This is a genomic window from Vibrio tasmaniensis (assembly GCF_024347635.1).
GTDB classification, from domain to species: Bacteria; Pseudomonadota; Gammaproteobacteria; order Enterobacterales; family Vibrionaceae; genus Vibrio; species Vibrio tasmaniensis.
Genome location: NZ_AP025513.1, coordinates 70566 through 85094, shown reverse-complemented (window position 1 = coordinate 85094; position 14529 = coordinate 70566). Strand labels below are relative to the sequence as shown.

Genomic DNA, 14529 nt, shown 5'->3' with positions numbered 1-14529 from the left:
TTTCAAATTAAACAGCCTGCAAACCTTACCACGCATGGGCTAAATGGAGATTGAATACATTTAACACATTTTTAAATACGATTTCAGCGGCTAATTAGTTGAGATTTTGAAAATTTTTTCATGCTCTTTTTTGCCCCCATAAATAGCTATAAGTCATTGTTTTTACTATCTTTATATTTTTCACAGACAACCATTTAAATCGTTTACGATTTAGCGTGGTGTGTGGTCACCAACTCAACTAACCAACAACTCAGAACGAATGACCTGAGTTCCTTAATCAAAGCAGCGGGAAAAACTGACAGCGAAAGACAAAAGCCGACCAGGTGGCGAATGAATCTGACGAACGAGGGATGCGGGGGATCTGGAAATTGAAGGAAGAAAGCGAGAGGAAAAGCTGAAGACCTTGCACCATTATGGTGCAAGGCCTTTTATTGAACGTTCATCTTAAAATAAACCGATTGGACTTTTTGGATGTATATTTTTCTGGCGTTATCGGTGCGTTTGGAAAAACCCGCATTATACGCGCCGACGCTGTTCCAGTTATAACCATGACTAGAAAAATTAGAACTTAATACCCACGCGCCAAGATGAACATTAAAGCAAGGATGATAGATGTTTGTTTCATTCACATTAAATTCGGATAGTCGATCAAACCAATGGGAATTAATTTGCATCAATCCAAAGTCACGACTAACCACCTCACCGACTCTATTTTTATTTTCATTGTACGCGTTCGGTTTTAAGCTGCTCTCTACCGTTGCAATGGATTTTAAAAGCTGTGGATCGACATTATAAAATCGTCCTGCCTCATCAAAGCAAAAAGCCCAACTGAAACACGGCGATAACAACGAAAGATAAAGTAATGGTTTCATCATAAAAAAGAGCCCTAATAATAGGACTCTCATTTTATGCCATCCCATTGAGATATCAATATTCACAAGGTAATAAAATTGTGGTCACGCTGCGGTCACGTTCAGTTATTATCCAAACCGATTGATCACAAATCGTATAATTCGATATCACTCGCTCGCCTGTTTTGGTTGCTTCGTCATTGGTGATTTTATCTTCAATGCAAGTCTCTCCCCAATCGCCACTTTGGTGACGCTGCAAATAAATCGACAAGTTAGCACCGACATTATTATCTAATAACTGCTCAATACCTTGCGTATAAACCACTTTACCCAACGAAAACGGCACGGCCGTACAAAAGTAACATTTTGCTTTCGTTTCTTCTCTATCTTGTGTAGCATTCAGAATGTTCATTAAATCTAACTCCGATGTGATTGAACATGCCTTGATATTTGATGGAACAAATATCAAGGCGCTTTAATTTTCACGCTTAATAAACGTCTTCCGTTTTACGAATATGATTAAACACTTCATGAATTTCATCGTAAGTGATGCCATACCCTTCGAGCTTTTCCACACAATCACAAATATCATTGGTGTAGAAACACTCATGATTAAATAACTCACGACGAATGATCGCCTTTTTCCCGTTCTCTTTGATATCTTCGGCGATCCCTTCTTGAGCGATAGAATCCAAACGAGTCATTAATTGCTTCGCGTTATCGGTGGGGCAAATTAACCCCATACCTAGCGACGCGTATTTCACGCCCTCTTTTTTTCCCTCATCGAACTGTTGATTAGAAAAAGCAAAGAACGCCCCGGTCTCATTAAAAGCCTGAGTTTGTTTGTCTTGAATATAGTGTGAGAGATATTTCATTGTGTCGTTCCTTTCATTAAAAACAGAAAAAAGCCTGAGCGCTACGAATTAGAATCAGCGCCCAAAGAGATATCATTTTTTGGTGAGCTTTCGTGGCCAGCGGCGAAACGCTGGTCACTGAATTTGAATTAGAGAGAGTTAGGTTTGAATTTTGTTGCGCCATGAGGATTTTCCTTTTGTTTGAGTATCACTTTTCGGAGCCGCTTAGCTGTCCGCTCTCTCAACATCGTTCTGCTTTGCAAGGGCGCGCAGCGTTCATTTACCCTTGCAAATCAGGTTGTGGGGAGAGACGGTTAACAGCCTGCGAGCCCGTAAATGATGCGAGTGAAAGGAAATCGGCGCATAAGAAAACAAGCCTTACTCGAACTTATTCAAAGGCAGGGAGAGCAACGAGGAGGCACGACGAGGCGCAACGAACGCAGTGAGAGGAGTGCGTTCAGGATTGCAGCGATATCCTTTTAGATAGGGGCTGTAGAGAGGCACTCCCTGGGGCGGCACGCAGTGACACACCAGGGTGATGCCACTCTTAGGCCATAGATGAAAGATACCAGCGAAAAGCCTTGCCCGAAGGGTAACGCCCAACTCAAGCCCTTATCAAGACACAGCACTTCAAATAGGCTTTAAATCATTATGATAAAAAAGCCGCCTATCAAGCCCTATAAGCCACAACCCCATAAAGCAACCCCATGACAAGGCAATACAATCAAACATCGAGCAAATGGACGCACTGTGGCACTGAGAGCCGGTTTGACGACCGCTTGCGGTCGAGCCTTTGGCTCAACTTCTTTTAGCGCGAGTGTTGAAGCGTTCGAGGACATAATGAGGACAAAAAAATGCCTCTAGGATAAGAGGCATTTCAGAAAACATATTTGTACATTAAGCGGTGATATGACTGCCAACCCAAAACGCGGCACCGGCTACCGTTGCAATCATCGCAAAGGCAGTAGCAATAACGAGGTTTTTAAGGGAACTCACTTCATTACGAACCCCCAGGACCTCATTCCGTACCCCTTGAATATCAGATTTCAGCTCATTACGAACCGCTTCAATTTTATCTGAAAGGTCATGACGAACCGCTTCGATCTTCTGATCGAGTTCTTTCCGCGTATCATTTAACTGCTCTTGAGTGGCAGCATGAGCGGTTAGGTTGATCAGCTCTTCAACGCTTAATGTAACTTTGCTTGATTCAGACATAATAGAAACCTTATTTAATTGTCTTTAGTTTACTGCATTACGCTAGGGAAGTCATTCACGCCAAAATGGGCGTGAATGAGATGGCCATGACTTTAAAATTCCGATGTTCCAAGCCAATAACCCTCACCATCAAACGCATTCCAAGTGTCTAATTTTTCAAACACATCGCATTTTTCAAGCTCCTCCACAGTTCCTTCCCACTCTGGTTTTAAGTCAGGCTCGTCGTCAGATAACAGTGTGTAAATCTTAACTAGAGTGCTTTTTAGTAAAGCATTGAAAAATTTATCGGGGTGAACGTAGTCAGTTTGAGCAACAAAACGAAGACTTGAGCCTTCCGTAACATGCCAAACTTTTTCTTTGATGTAGTCAAAACAAGCTTCATCATTTGTACCTGGACACTGAGCTCTAACACCCTCAGAGCAAAACAGTTGGATAAATCCATATTGAGATTCAGACAAAGAGGCATCATTTTTTGGTGAGCTTTCGTGCCCAACGGCGAAACGTTGGTCGCTGTTTGGCATTTTAGGGAGAGTTAGGGTTGAGTTTTGTTGCGCCATGAGGAGTTTCCTTTTTGTTTGAGTATCACTTTTCGGAGCCGCTTAGCTGTCCGCACTCGCAACATCGTTCTGGTTTGACAAGGGGCTAGTAGCCCTTAGCAGCTTGCTGCTCTAGGGATACAGCGCGAAGCCTCCCTTGCAATGCAGGTTGTGTTGAGAGAAGGTTAAACAGCTTGCAAGCCCGTAACGTGATGCGAGTAGAAAGGAAAATCGGCGCATAAAAAAACCAGCCCTTACTCGAACTTAATGTCAGGCAGTGAAAGGCAACGAGGAGGCACGACGAGGCGCAGCTACGCAGTAGCGTAGGCGTTCAGGATTGCAGCGATATCCTTTTAGATAGGGTCTGTAGAGAGGCACATTCTGGGGCGGCACGCAGTGACACACCAGGGTGATGTCACTCTTAGGCCATAGATGAAAGATACAAGCAAAAAGCCTTGCCCGAAGGGTAACGCCCAACTCAAGCCTTCATCACAACTCAGCCCTTCACATCGACCTTAAACCATGATGATAAAAAAGCCGTCGATAAGGTCCTGTAAGCATCCCCTTCCGTGACGAATAAAATCACCCTTAATTGGGCTATTTACCATAATGGACCTAATAAACACCGGATTTTTGCCTAGTAGCTCTTGAAAAGAGTAGTTTCAGTGCCCACATTTGAATATGGTGCAATAGTTGCAGCTTAATGGGTGAAATAAAAAGGTTATACGTAATGAATGATTGGGAATATGTGAATTTTAGTGAAGATCATGAAATGGATTATCATTTGGGGCTAGTTAGTAAATCCAAATCGGCATACAACAGAAAGTATCTAATAGATAATACGCAATGGACAGCAAAGAAAGAGCTAAACAAAACGCGCATTACTCACGATGAATTCAAGCCTTTTGTGGAAGCAGATAAGGCGAACTTGGAAGATCCTGCTTAACGTTGAAATGCATATAAAAGAACGCCTCCGTCGGGAGGCTTTCTTCGTGGTGGAGTAACGCGGCTGTACATAACTCCAATAATGCGGTCAAAAAGAAGCACCAATGGGGTTGCTTCTTTTTGTAAGAGGTTTTTTATTTTAAGATCTCCTTTCGGATTTCTTTGTGTGAATCCAAAAGGTCTAACAACATACTTAATGCTTTAGGAGGGGCTAGCTCCCCTCGTTCGTAACGAGAAAAAGCATTGTGTCCGCCACCAAATAGTTCTCCAGCGTCCTTTTGATTTAGCCCTAGTGCTTTTCGGATACTACGAATTTTTTTCGGTTCAATAATTCCATCGACTCTTGCCCTAAATGCTTGAATATCAATACGGTTGAATTTTACATCATCAGGCTCAAGAATCGCTTCTTCACAGCAGGAGCAGTGTATGCCTGGCTGTTGGATTAATAGTGTGTGTCCTTTGTAGTGGTATTCGGTATCACGATTTTCTCGATTCATAACACCTTCTCCACAAAAAGGACAAGATTTACCGTTAAAGTTACCCATACTATGTGCCTCTACAAACAATTATTTTCTCTTAAAAGAGACAATGTACATACTGATAAAGCCGCTTCCGATATCTTGAAATTTAGTGTAGATATCGACGCCACACCAAGACGTTCGATAAACATCAAAGTAGCCAAGATCAGGTCGCTTATCGGATGGCATGGTTTTATAGAAGTCGGATGGTTGTAATGATTTTATTACGTCCACCACATCCTGTTCATCCATACCTAGCTCTACGTACCCCTGACGAGCTGACTTTGTAAACCGAAGCTTATCAACTTTAGAGAATGTTTTTTTTATCAAATAAAGATCGTAACTTGGAGTAGTAAAGCTGGTTGTCATCGCAAGCCCCATTACCCTTTAAGGGTTATTATTTATGTATAAGCCAATAGTGTCAAGTAATTTTACACTTATGAAACTTGTATGGTACTGAGTCTAAAGCCCAATGAAAACGTATTCTATGTAGAGTACACAAAGTTACTCCTCAATGGACACGGTTTCATTTGTTTGATTTCTTGGTGTAAGTTCGTTTAGGACGCATTCTGGAAGAATGTAATTCCTCAGCATATATCCGACCTTTGCTAGTAAGTTGCCACATATTCTCATTCTCTTTAGCAGAAGAATTTAGCAACTTGTTTTCATTCGGCTGATAAACCAAATAACCATTGTCTGACAACTTTCTTAAACCGACCAAAAAATGATTTGAGGTTAATTCTTTACACAGTGACTTACTAACCTGTTTACGTAGATAGCTAGTGTGTACTGGTGTATGCTTACCGTGATTCAGTTCAATGTAATGTATAATCAACATCGCATTTTTTTGCTGCGCACTAACTCTAATACCCAAACCGCCCCCATAAACAACCTTAATCGTACCCATACGATTAAGGTGAAATACACCTTTCCATAATCCATTAAGCCAATCTATTGCTTCATCTCTTTAGTCTTTCTGTTTACATACCGAGCTAGCCCGTCAAGGTCTGGAAATAAAGTAGCTTCATTAACACCGTAGTTATCCAACATAGCCTTAATCTCTTTCTTCAACTCTTTAGGTAAGATAAAACATCTGATATTTGTCTCTTCTGGGGCAATAACAGATCGAGATATAGGGAAAGGCAAACTTGGTGGGCAATGCACAGTAAAAAGTCCTTGCTGGCTAATTAGACGGCGGTTTATAGCTTTGGGCTGATAGCAAATAACCCCATGGTGGTGAGCTAGAGCCTCTCTGCTCATCGAATGAGTTGCGCGATCACTAATAGAAATGGATTCAAGAACATAAATAACAGCATCACTTTCAATCTCACTTGATACTGCAAAATAGCAAGCAACTAAAGGGTTGAGTGTCCAATCTAGTAGTCTAGTTGCAAGACCATGATGTTGGGCTATCGCTAAATTTTCGATGATACTATCAGTCAATTCAGTCATAGCGATAGCTGACTGAGTCCATTCAAAGCACCGACCTAAGTCTCTATTAGGATCTTTTGGCAATAAATATTCATCTCTTCCCGCTGATGGAAGTAACTCCCATGACGCGTTAGCTTGACCTCTAAACCAATACCCAAAACCACCTCTGCTGGTATGGCAACTGAATAGCTTATGCAATAATTCTAGAGATGATATCTTAAACGTCGTCATTTCCATATTCATCAATTAAACCCTGTAAGTTCAGCGACTTTCTTTTTCATGAATGCTGTTGCTAATGATTTACCAGCGTCAATCATGACTTCAAAAGGCATTTCCTTAAAGTTTGATTTAAGGTTTTCGAAAACCTCGCTTTGATTCAACATGCTGGCAAAGTCATGTCCAGATTGGGTCAATCTAAGAGGTACAACTGAGTAGTTGTCATGTGTGTATCCAACCTGAAGCCCCAAGGCTTTTAAATCATAGCCTTCTAGTTTTACATTGCTGATTAACCCATTTTCAACGAGTAAAGAGAAGTGAAACATGAACTCATCATCAAACTTGTTCGGGTTTTCTACTGATTCAAAATTTATTCCTGCCTTTCCTAAATCAGAGAGTTCTATTGTAGCTGTTGGTGCATTAATAAATACATCGACGACTTTACGCATGTAGTCTAGATCTATTTTCATTTTTTCCCCTTAATCAAAAACTGGATCTGAAATTTGAATAAGGACTTTTCCTTCGCTTTCAAGCACACTTTGCACTTCTTGGAAATTCCAATCATCACCAGAAATTAAATCTGCATCAAAAGGAACCGTGGCATCAATGCTTTCAAGACGCTCTAATAGCCCTTCAACATTAGAGTATACCCCTTCCTCTTTTGCTTCTTGGAGGAAGGTTCTTGGCGGTTCATGGTAGACTTTACCAACCGGTAGTGCACCATACTCTTTATATTGAATCTTGACTTGTAATGTTGGTGATGCCTTTCTTAGAAATTCCAAAATCTGACTTGTTTTCATGCGACAATTTCCCCCTTAAAACTGGTTAAGCGCGTCAACTACAACTCAAAGAAGTCACATAACTCTTTATACTTTTCAGCTCGTTCTTCTTGCTCAAAGTCTCTTGCTGCAAAATAAGGTTCGCCACAATAGAAATTATCCTGACCAACAAGAATTTCGTAACTTGTTTTAGTGGCCTTTTTTCTATATCGAGTTCTCAACCTCTCGATAAAAGACACATCCGTGTACTCTGACGGGCTAGGACTCCACTTAACAGGAATTCTAGATATCAATACTTCATCACTATACTTATCCCTTGGATGAAGGTAGTAAAAGTCTATGAAATCAAATCTTACCCCATAGCCAAGTCGCTGTAAGACTGCTTTCACTGCGGTATAAGTCGTAAAGTCATTATTATTTACAAATGTACTAGTAGAAGTAGCATTTTCACTAATAAGTATTGCAACATGCTGAATGTGACTAGAGTGATACAACTTAGCCTTGTAATCTGCAAAGCAAGGTTGGCGGCTATTACCACTAAACATTACCGTTCCTTGAATCATTTAAACCTCCAAATCCAGACTGCACCCATTACTACTGAATAATCTAGTTTCATCGTAATAATTCCTATATTTCGTGTACTGGTAGCTGCGACCGCATACTAGATATTGTGTTTTGGGTAGTAACAAACATCTGGTATATGGTTGCTTTAATAACCTTAAGCTTGAGTTATTCCATAGTTCTCTATTCCCCTAACTGTTCATTAGATGAGTAGCACAAAGGTCTGCGAGATCCGTTACCGTTAGGCTTGCGAGCGATGGATATTCTTTCTCTACATTAATATTATTCCCACCCTTGTGACCAATCACTAAATGCACTGTAGGGCTCTGCGGTTTAACTGAAATTGCGATTTTCATGTTACGGTTATTCTGCAAGTAACCGACCGCCGCATTTAGTTCTGGAACATACTGAGCCACACCCACCGAAACCCCACCTTCCGTTGTTTTGTCAATAACGGTATGGGATTGCAGCAGTAGTTGATTGAGTTTCTTAATTGTCGTTTCCATTGTTAAATCCTTTATTTTTACATTAACGAAAATACTCTTTAAATATCATCAGAGATGACAAGAGTATTGAATCATATAGGATGTCCGTCTAATTCATTACAGTGTTTCGCCATACCTTGACTTTTACCCCCTAAGAAACGGCACAGTAGAAAGGCCGTTATTGAGTAGCCAGTTTTTGACCTCTTCTTCGGTTAAGTGAGGCTCTACAATAGCCCAACGGAAGCCTTGTTTAGACCACTTACCGCCAGCACCTTTAAATTCAACCTCGTCAACATAAACAACCACGATTTCGTTACCATCGGCTGTTTTTTGTGGGTAGCGTTCGATCTTATCACTGGTGCGAATCGTCAAATTTTCGTTATACATATAAGTATCTGTAATCACGTTTTTTCCTCTACCTTTGGTTTTTGTACTTGGTAAATAACATTGCTATAAGTACCGCGCAAATCAACAAGCCAAGTCAAAACCAACCATTCGTTAAAAAGCTATCATTTGTACGAAACAGCATCTTATTCCCTCTAAAATTCGTCCAATCTATCTTCTGGAAGTTGAATCCTAAAATTCAGAGTCTGCCCGTTAAGGTTAAATTCCCAAACTTCTTGTGCTTCATCGTGTAAGTCCAAATCATCACAACCATAGTATGCCGTCCATTCAAAACTAGCTTGAAGGGAACCAGTTCCAACAGGGCGTCCTTCTTCTAGATGAAATGGTTCATCAAAATCAACCTGATCAACAGCAAAACTATCAGTGGCATAATTAGCTTAATCATTTAACTGTGAACAGATAGCACCAATGATAGGAAAAAAGTCAGACTCGTTATCTACAACTGTTTCTGCTACGGCATTTTTCAAATATTCTAAATCACTTTCAGGTTCAAGTTGTAATTCAAACTCAACCTCTAACCATTCCATAGAATTTAGTTGCATCACTTCCCTCAAAGATCGGTTAATTGTTTCAACTTTTTCTCAAGTACATTCTTGCTTAAAGCAAATGCGATCTTTACAACCTCATTAGGCCCAGCATCTGAGAATGACGTTTTTAACTGGTCGATTACTGTTGGCTTAGTTAAGTCGGCTGCAAATTGATGTCCATGAGCAGTGAGCCGCAAAGGTATAATACTAACTATCCATCCTGAGCCAGTTCTTCTAAAGCCAATACCGTCTTTCTTCGTAAGTGCAGACTCTAGGCAATTTTGGTCAGCTAATATCTCAAGATGAAAAACTAGTTTATCTAAGGCTTGTTCGTCGTCCTTTGGCCACAATGCTTGAAATGGTGCAACATTGAGCTTGAAGTCACTTTTTCCACTATCCAGAATTAGAGTTAAGACGTTGTTCAAATATTCATAATCAATTCTCATTAATTTTTCCTCTACTCAACTTCAACAACCGAAACTGGAATGTCATCGATAACATCTCCAATTTTCCACCCCGTTTTATCTAGGGTCTCCTGTGGAGTACCTTCTGGAACTTCAAACCAATAGCAGTAAGTCATTTCTTCATGACTACCTGTATTTGCATTAAGTTCAACGTCCATTTTATCCAATTCTTTATCCGTAATCCCCAGATATTGCGATAAAGGACTGCTTGGGTTTTTTACAAGAGTTGTAGTAAAGGTTCCTGTGGTACGCTCTTCCCGAACCGTTTTGTGGCAGTAAGGGCAATCAATAGGCTCGCGACAAGCTCCACAAACCCCACCGCCTCCAACTTCCACAACTGTAAAAAGAGCACCACAAAAAGAACATTTTTCTGCCATGATATTCCCCTTATGCTTGAACCCAAGCATAAAGCTCGGTTCCATCTATGAGTGTAACGGTCTTACTAGTGTAACCTTTAGACTTCAAGCTTAAACGTACGCTAGCATTTAAGGACTGGATATAACGATATACTGCCTTGTTTGTTCCATACTCTACACCAACCTCTTCAAGATTACGCTTTAACTCAACCCAAGGTATTTGCCTAATTTCCATTTTTATTTTCCCCTATTGCTTCACTTTGTTCTTATCTGGCAAGCCGTTCACAGCGTCTAAATCCCGCTGCTCCCCTGCCTTTGCTATACGTGATAGCTGACGTTCTGACTTACCCCAACGTTTTGCAATTTCTTCAAACTTCCAACCTTTAGCGTTTGCTATAAGTTGAAACTCTGTAGTATTTTTACCCGCCATATAGGTCTAGTACACTCCGGTTCACTTACCTGTCAAATATGTCTAGCTTGCTAATCACCACTATTTCAATTTGTGGGAGATAACAACGCCTCAAAACGTTCTAAGCTTTTGATATTACACTCTTGATTGAATTTATCTTCAAACCCTAACACTGTAATAAGATCTCGTTTAGAAGTGGATAGTAAGTAAATAGCGTCCGTGTGCTCGTTGAACATTTTTAGAAGAAACTCAATAGCATCAACTCGGTTTCGAGTGGATCTACCTTTCCATGCTGGCTCATGATGGAATAAACGATTCCTGAACTTATTTAATGCTCCCATTTTCTGAAATAGTGTATTGAGTTTAACTCTCTTCTCTCTAGCGTTCGGGAAACACTTATCCAACTGTGTTTGCCATAGGTTATGATCTCTGTTGCGAGGGTTGTTGTAGTCTCGGTGTAACATGTGAACCCAAAATCCAAACGGTAATCGAGAAACAAGATCGTTACTGGTATATCGAGCGCCTACATCCTTTAAACACTGCTGTTCTGCAAAATCGACTTGTTTTCTAGACTCTTGACTTAGAGGAATTCGCTTATACCATTCATCATCTTCAAAGCATTCTGTTGCTGATTTATGGATTGAATTTCTCAACGTCACTTCAAGTAGCTGAACTACTGAGAAAAACTGAGACATTATACTTTGCATTGCCATATAGACGGCTATTAACTCACTATCAGATTTACAGTCGAGCACCTGACGATAGGTCTCTAGTTTTTCTGTAGAAAGCCCTTGCTTGATCTCTTCCAAATCCAAATTATTTGCCCTCTGTATCAAGGTTGTGTATTATTAGACGCAACTGAGGTAAATCCTCTTGTTGTGATAGCCCTGTCCTCTTCCGCTGGAAACAGTATTGACAACAGGTAGCGAGTTTAAGAGCCACCCTTTCGAGGGTGGCTCACTTGTTTGTAGCTAATAAAAGCACACTACATACACCCGTCATATGTGTCTAGCACATTTTAAAAAGCCATATCTGCAATTGCTAGCATACTCACAGTATTTGTCTCTATAAGTCTTAACGTGGTTTCAAGGCTCTTATTACCTAACATGAAACAAGAACCTCAAACAAACGCTATCGAAAAGAACTCACGATAGAGCAACACATTGAACGACTAACCCAATTCAAATTCCTACCTGAACGCGGGGTCAAATCATGCATTCAGGGTATCCGGCCGAATTATACGACTCGCTATTAACGGACTGGCGGACGTATGAGTTTAACGTGATGACACTGGGTGGTGTGAGACGAGAAAAATTGTGGATGAATTACGAAGCCGATAGTTTGCACTGGTCAGCTTATGCAGGGGTTAACTTTACCGACCGACTACGCATTAAACGAAAAGCCCAACGATGGGCTAAAAACTACCAAGCGTTAGAGCCAAAAGAAAGACTAGCAGTGTTGGCCGCTATGATGGAAGTAGAATAGACAGATTTAACTGTGTTGGCCACGGAGCAAAAGTTAGGAAAAAACGCTCCTTTCACTTAAGACCAGGTAAGTGACACACTCTTTGAATGACTCACTTTAGTTTCTCTCAAGATATTCAACCAACTTGACGTACTCTTCTATGGTGAATGGTTCTGACGAATTTAAAACGGTTCGCCTAATGAGCTCCTTGGTCATGTTAAGAGAGCAATTGAGATATTGTTGGGTGACAAAGAGCAGTTTCGAAAAAGACGGATTATTGATCACCAATGGCTTTCTCCCTTTCATTCGAACTTCAAAACGCTCGATCACGTAATCACCCTCTCCGTCCTCGATACACACCCATTCATTTATATTCAAATTCAACTCCATTAAGATAGGTTTGTGCTGGTTGCTATATGCTTGCATGTAGAGACAGGACAAAGCCGACAAGCAATCGCGCGTCAGTTTTTACATTCAACGGTAAATTCAAAGCTTAAACGCATAGGTCCAATGAAGCTCCATTATTTTTTCCAGTCACGCCATAAACTTACGGTTTAACTGACCGTAACTGTCTGATTAATTGTTTAACTATTTTCATTTAATCATTCCTTGGTTTCCCTATCGAAAGCACCAAAAATGTTTCAGCTTACTTGATATTACTCTCGTCATGAAGAGAATCTAACTCGCTAGCAAGATCCCGGAAATAAGCCGCCCATAATTTAGTCTGCTTTTTAGACAACTTCACCTCAGCAAGTAACTCATCAATTGAAAACTTTCGTTCTGGGATATCAGGAGAAAGATAAAGAGTCAGCTTTCCCACCTTAGTCATTTCTAGATGGGGAGCCAATGGCCAAGACAAGGCTTTAGTATCGATAAAATTTCTCAGTAACATAAAAGAAGACTCCATTTTTATTATTGATTTTTTAATGCTAACAAAAGATCCCGCATCAGGATCAATTTTTAAAGAAAGTCTGATAGCGGTCAGTTAGATTGAAATCAAAAAGCTCTAGTTTTGAGACTTAGAGGGCGAAATCGAGTCGAAATAAAAACGCATCACAAGTGTTTAACATATAGCAGAAAACTGTAATTAACTTTCAGAAGGGAAATCGAGGGTATGGAAAGAGAAGAGGCTGACTTTCGAGCGGTTGTAGCTAGAGTCGTCCCCTACCGCGCAAAAGCCAGCCTAATTTTGTCAATTTAACATATGATCGATAATACGATCCAATAAACACCGTACGGTGAATAATTTATAACTCACACTCCTCTAGGTAGTTCTTGATAGTTTGTCGTCCAACGAATGCGGCAATCACTTCTTGCTGGTTAGGGCGAAAGTAGTTGCGTTCCATGAGGCTAACCAACGTATCGAGTTCTTCATTAGTCACGCTTTGGTTTAGGGTGTGAGTTATGCTACAGTTCAATTGCATCTTAATTCTCCAATGGGTTGGGCTGCTCCTTTAATGCTCGTCGGCAAACTTTCATTAAAGGATTGTACAGTTGTATAACTAGTTAGCTATACAACTGTACACTGTATAGTTGTATAGTTGTATAGTTGTATAAATTGCCACTCGCTAGTATAGCTATTTTTTATATTTTTCAATTATATAAAGCAAAGCCTCTTCTGCTAACTCTGGTTTTGACTTCCCTTTCTGCTTTTTTTGCTTATAAATGATGTCTTCAAAATCATCCCAAATATTATCATCAACAAAAATTCCTCTTGTCGTTCTTTTAGGGGTGCGAATAACTTTTTTCATTATCGGAGCATCAGGGTTTTCAGTTTTCCCTTTTAACTGATTAGATTCAGCCCTATCATCTTCTTCATTCATCCATCCAAAACGAGAATCCGACATCACTTAACCTCCACTAGTATATGGCTCATAATCTGTAAAAACTCACGGCGGCGCTCTCTTACTTTGTAAGCTCTATTCAAAGCATCATCAAAAATAGTACGATATTCACACGCCGCTCTACCAAACACGCCACTAGATGGAATAGTAAACGCTCCCCTTTTTTTCATTGCCTTTGTTACATTGACTTCCTCAGGTCGATGGCTACTAGTATCAGTTACAACTGTAATAATCGATTTCCCTACCAGTTCAGCACGTTTAAAGGCATCCATATAAGTGGCATACTGATCTCTTGCAGGTTTAAATGGCATGATTAATAAAGCCCCCTCAGGGACATCCCAATCTGCTGCTTGATGATCAAAAATCAATATATCCGCATCAGGTTTTGTTCTAGGAATTGAACTTAAAACCTCAAAAGGAAGCTTTCCTCCCTTATGATAGAGAGTAGAGGTTCCTTGTGGGTCTTGGCATATAACGAGAACTTTTTTACCTAACTCGACCGCTGCTGCTGCAAGGTTAATAGTAAGCATGGATTTACCTTGCCCCCCTTTAGGGTTCCAAACATCAATAACTTTCATAAGCGTACACCTGTACAATCAAAAACCATACAATTATACACTATACAAGTGTACAGTCAACAAATGTACAGTCATTCATTTGTACAACAAT

Annotated in this window: 24 protein-coding genes; 2 read left to right on the top strand and 22 right to left on the bottom strand. The window is 40.3% G+C overall.

What is annotated here, in order from left to right; all coding sequences use genetic code 11:
• Nucleotides 1-428: 428 nt before the first annotated feature.
• The 5 genes from OCV44_RS22095 to OCV44_RS22075 all read right to left on the bottom strand — a co-directional run bounded on the left by OCV44_RS22095 (nucleotide 429) and on the right by OCV44_RS22075 (nucleotide 3477).
• Nucleotides 429-872: a lytic transglycosylase domain-containing protein gene (locus OCV44_RS22095; protein WP_390903469.1), complete on the bottom strand. Its 444-nt coding sequence runs from the start codon at nucleotides 870-872 to the stop codon at nucleotides 429-431.
• Nucleotides 873-927: 55 nt separating this feature from the next.
• A complete protein-coding gene (locus OCV44_RS22090) occupies nucleotides 928-1263 on the bottom strand; it encodes a hypothetical protein (protein ID WP_016786841.1) in 336 nt (111 codons plus the stop codon).
• Between the two features lie 76 nt (nucleotides 1264-1339).
• Nucleotides 1340-1726 carry a DUF7659 family protein gene (locus tag OCV44_RS22085; RefSeq protein WP_099166103.1) on the bottom strand — a complete coding sequence of 129 codons (387 nt, stop codon included), beginning with the start codon at nucleotides 1724-1726 and terminating at the stop codon, nucleotides 1340-1342.
• 876 nt (nucleotides 1727-2602) lie between these two features.
• The gene (locus OCV44_RS22080) at nucleotides 2603-2920 is read right to left on the bottom strand and encodes a DUF1640 domain-containing protein (RefSeq protein ID WP_139686129.1); all 318 of its coding nucleotides are present in this window, start codon (nucleotides 2918-2920) and stop codon (nucleotides 2603-2605) included.
• A 92-nt stretch (nucleotides 2921-3012) separates the two neighbouring features.
• On the bottom strand, nucleotides 3013-3477 hold the full coding sequence (locus OCV44_RS22075) for a hypothetical protein (RefSeq protein ID WP_139686128.1): 465 nt from the start codon (nucleotides 3475-3477) through the stop codon (nucleotides 3013-3015).
• A 709-nt stretch (nucleotides 3478-4186) separates the two neighbouring features.
• Here OCV44_RS22075 and OCV44_RS22070 point away from each other — a divergent pair.
• The gene (locus OCV44_RS22070; RefSeq protein WP_017087580.1) at nucleotides 4187-4402 is read left to right on the top strand and encodes a hypothetical protein; all 216 of its coding nucleotides are present in this window, start codon (nucleotides 4187-4189) and stop codon (nucleotides 4400-4402) included.
• Nucleotides 4403-4535: 133 nt separating this feature from the next.
• Here the strand turns inward: OCV44_RS22070 and OCV44_RS22065 are convergent, their stop codons facing one another.
• The 13 genes from OCV44_RS22065 to OCV44_RS22005 form a co-directional block, all read right to left on the bottom strand.
• Complete coding sequence (locus tag OCV44_RS22065; RefSeq protein ID WP_048659136.1) at nucleotides 4536-4946, bottom strand: type II toxin-antitoxin system MqsA family antitoxin; 411 nt, start codon at nucleotides 4944-4946, stop codon at nucleotides 4536-4538.
• 21 nt (nucleotides 4947-4967) lie between these two features.
• Nucleotides 4968-5288 carry a type II toxin-antitoxin system MqsR family toxin gene (locus OCV44_RS22060; RefSeq protein WP_048659135.1) on the bottom strand — a complete coding sequence of 107 codons (321 nt, stop codon included), beginning with the start codon at nucleotides 5286-5288 and terminating at the stop codon, nucleotides 4968-4970.
• A 582-nt stretch (nucleotides 5289-5870) separates the two neighbouring features.
• A complete protein-coding gene (locus OCV44_RS22055; RefSeq protein WP_246091849.1) occupies nucleotides 5871-6593 on the bottom strand; it encodes an FRG domain-containing protein in 723 nt (240 codons plus the stop codon).
• Nucleotides 6593-7036, bottom strand: coding sequence for a DUF2513 domain-containing protein (locus tag OCV44_RS22050; protein ID WP_139686127.1), 444 nt, complete (start codon nucleotides 7034-7036; stop codon nucleotides 6593-6595). The genes OCV44_RS22055 and OCV44_RS22050 overlap by 1 nt, the downstream gene beginning before the upstream one ends.
• Nucleotides 7037-7045: 9 nt before the next feature.
• The gene (locus OCV44_RS22045; RefSeq protein ID WP_139686126.1) at nucleotides 7046-7366 is read right to left on the bottom strand and encodes a hypothetical protein; all 321 of its coding nucleotides are present in this window, start codon (nucleotides 7364-7366) and stop codon (nucleotides 7046-7048) included.
• Nucleotides 7367-7404: 38 nt separating this feature from the next.
• Complete coding sequence (locus OCV44_RS22040; RefSeq protein WP_139686125.1) at nucleotides 7405-7908, bottom strand: hypothetical protein; 504 nt, start codon at nucleotides 7906-7908, stop codon at nucleotides 7405-7407.
• A 189-nt stretch (nucleotides 7909-8097) separates the two neighbouring features.
• Nucleotides 8098-8412, bottom strand: coding sequence for a hypothetical protein (locus OCV44_RS22035; RefSeq protein ID WP_246091847.1), 315 nt, complete (start codon nucleotides 8410-8412; stop codon nucleotides 8098-8100).
• A 123-nt stretch (nucleotides 8413-8535) separates the two neighbouring features.
• Nucleotides 8536-8778, bottom strand: a complete 243-nt coding sequence (locus OCV44_RS22030; protein WP_139686124.1) for a hypothetical protein — start codon at nucleotides 8776-8778, stop codon at nucleotides 8536-8538.
• A 395-nt stretch (nucleotides 8779-9173) separates the two neighbouring features.
• Nucleotides 9174-9323: a hypothetical protein gene (locus OCV44_RS22025; protein WP_170213762.1), complete on the bottom strand. Its 150-nt coding sequence runs from the start codon at nucleotides 9321-9323 to the stop codon at nucleotides 9174-9176.
• Nucleotides 9324-9346: 23 nt separating this feature from the next.
• Nucleotides 9347-9769 (bottom strand): DUF2513 domain-containing protein, encoded by a 423-nt coding sequence (locus tag OCV44_RS22020; protein WP_048659132.1) that lies wholly within the window; start codon nucleotides 9767-9769, stop codon nucleotides 9347-9349.
• 11 nt (nucleotides 9770-9780) lie between these two features.
• Nucleotides 9781-10164 carry a hypothetical protein gene (locus OCV44_RS22015; RefSeq protein WP_132714722.1) on the bottom strand — a complete coding sequence of 128 codons (384 nt, stop codon included), beginning with the start codon at nucleotides 10162-10164 and terminating at the stop codon, nucleotides 9781-9783.
• Nucleotides 10165-10390: 226 nt separating this feature from the next.
• A complete protein-coding gene (locus tag OCV44_RS22010; protein WP_139686123.1) occupies nucleotides 10391-10573 on the bottom strand; it encodes a hypothetical protein in 183 nt (60 codons plus the stop codon).
• Nucleotides 10574-10638: 65 nt separating this feature from the next.
• On the bottom strand, nucleotides 10639-11367 hold the full coding sequence (locus OCV44_RS22005) for a hypothetical protein (RefSeq protein WP_048659142.1): 729 nt from the start codon (nucleotides 11365-11367) through the stop codon (nucleotides 10639-10641).
• A gap of 397 nt (nucleotides 11368-11764) precedes the next feature.
• Here OCV44_RS22005 and OCV44_RS22000 point away from each other — a divergent pair, with 397 nt between their 5' ends.
• Nucleotides 11765-12037 (top strand): DNA methylase, encoded by a 273-nt coding sequence (locus OCV44_RS22000; protein WP_246091845.1) that lies wholly within the window; start codon nucleotides 11765-11767, stop codon nucleotides 12035-12037.
• Between the two features lie 625 nt (nucleotides 12038-12662).
• Here OCV44_RS22000 and OCV44_RS21990 read toward each other — a convergent pair.
• From OCV44_RS21990 to OCV44_RS21975, 4 genes are all read right to left on the bottom strand, one after another.
• Nucleotides 12663-12908 carry a hypothetical protein gene (locus OCV44_RS21990; RefSeq protein WP_080967327.1) on the bottom strand — a complete coding sequence of 82 codons (246 nt, stop codon included), beginning with the start codon at nucleotides 12906-12908 and terminating at the stop codon, nucleotides 12663-12665.
• Between the two features lie 355 nt (nucleotides 12909-13263).
• Complete coding sequence (locus OCV44_RS21985) at nucleotides 13264-13440, bottom strand: hypothetical protein (RefSeq protein ID WP_170213773.1); 177 nt, start codon at nucleotides 13438-13440, stop codon at nucleotides 13264-13266.
• A 153-nt stretch (nucleotides 13441-13593) separates the two neighbouring features.
• On the bottom strand, nucleotides 13594-13863 hold the full coding sequence (locus OCV44_RS21980) for a hypothetical protein (RefSeq protein WP_102482219.1): 270 nt from the start codon (nucleotides 13861-13863) through the stop codon (nucleotides 13594-13596).
• Complete coding sequence (locus OCV44_RS21975; RefSeq protein ID WP_102482220.1) at nucleotides 13863-14438, bottom strand: ParA family protein; 576 nt, start codon at nucleotides 14436-14438, stop codon at nucleotides 13863-13865. Before OCV44_RS21975 ends, OCV44_RS21980 begins: the two co-directional genes overlap by 1 nt.
• Between the last annotated feature and the right edge of the window lie 91 nt (nucleotides 14439-14529).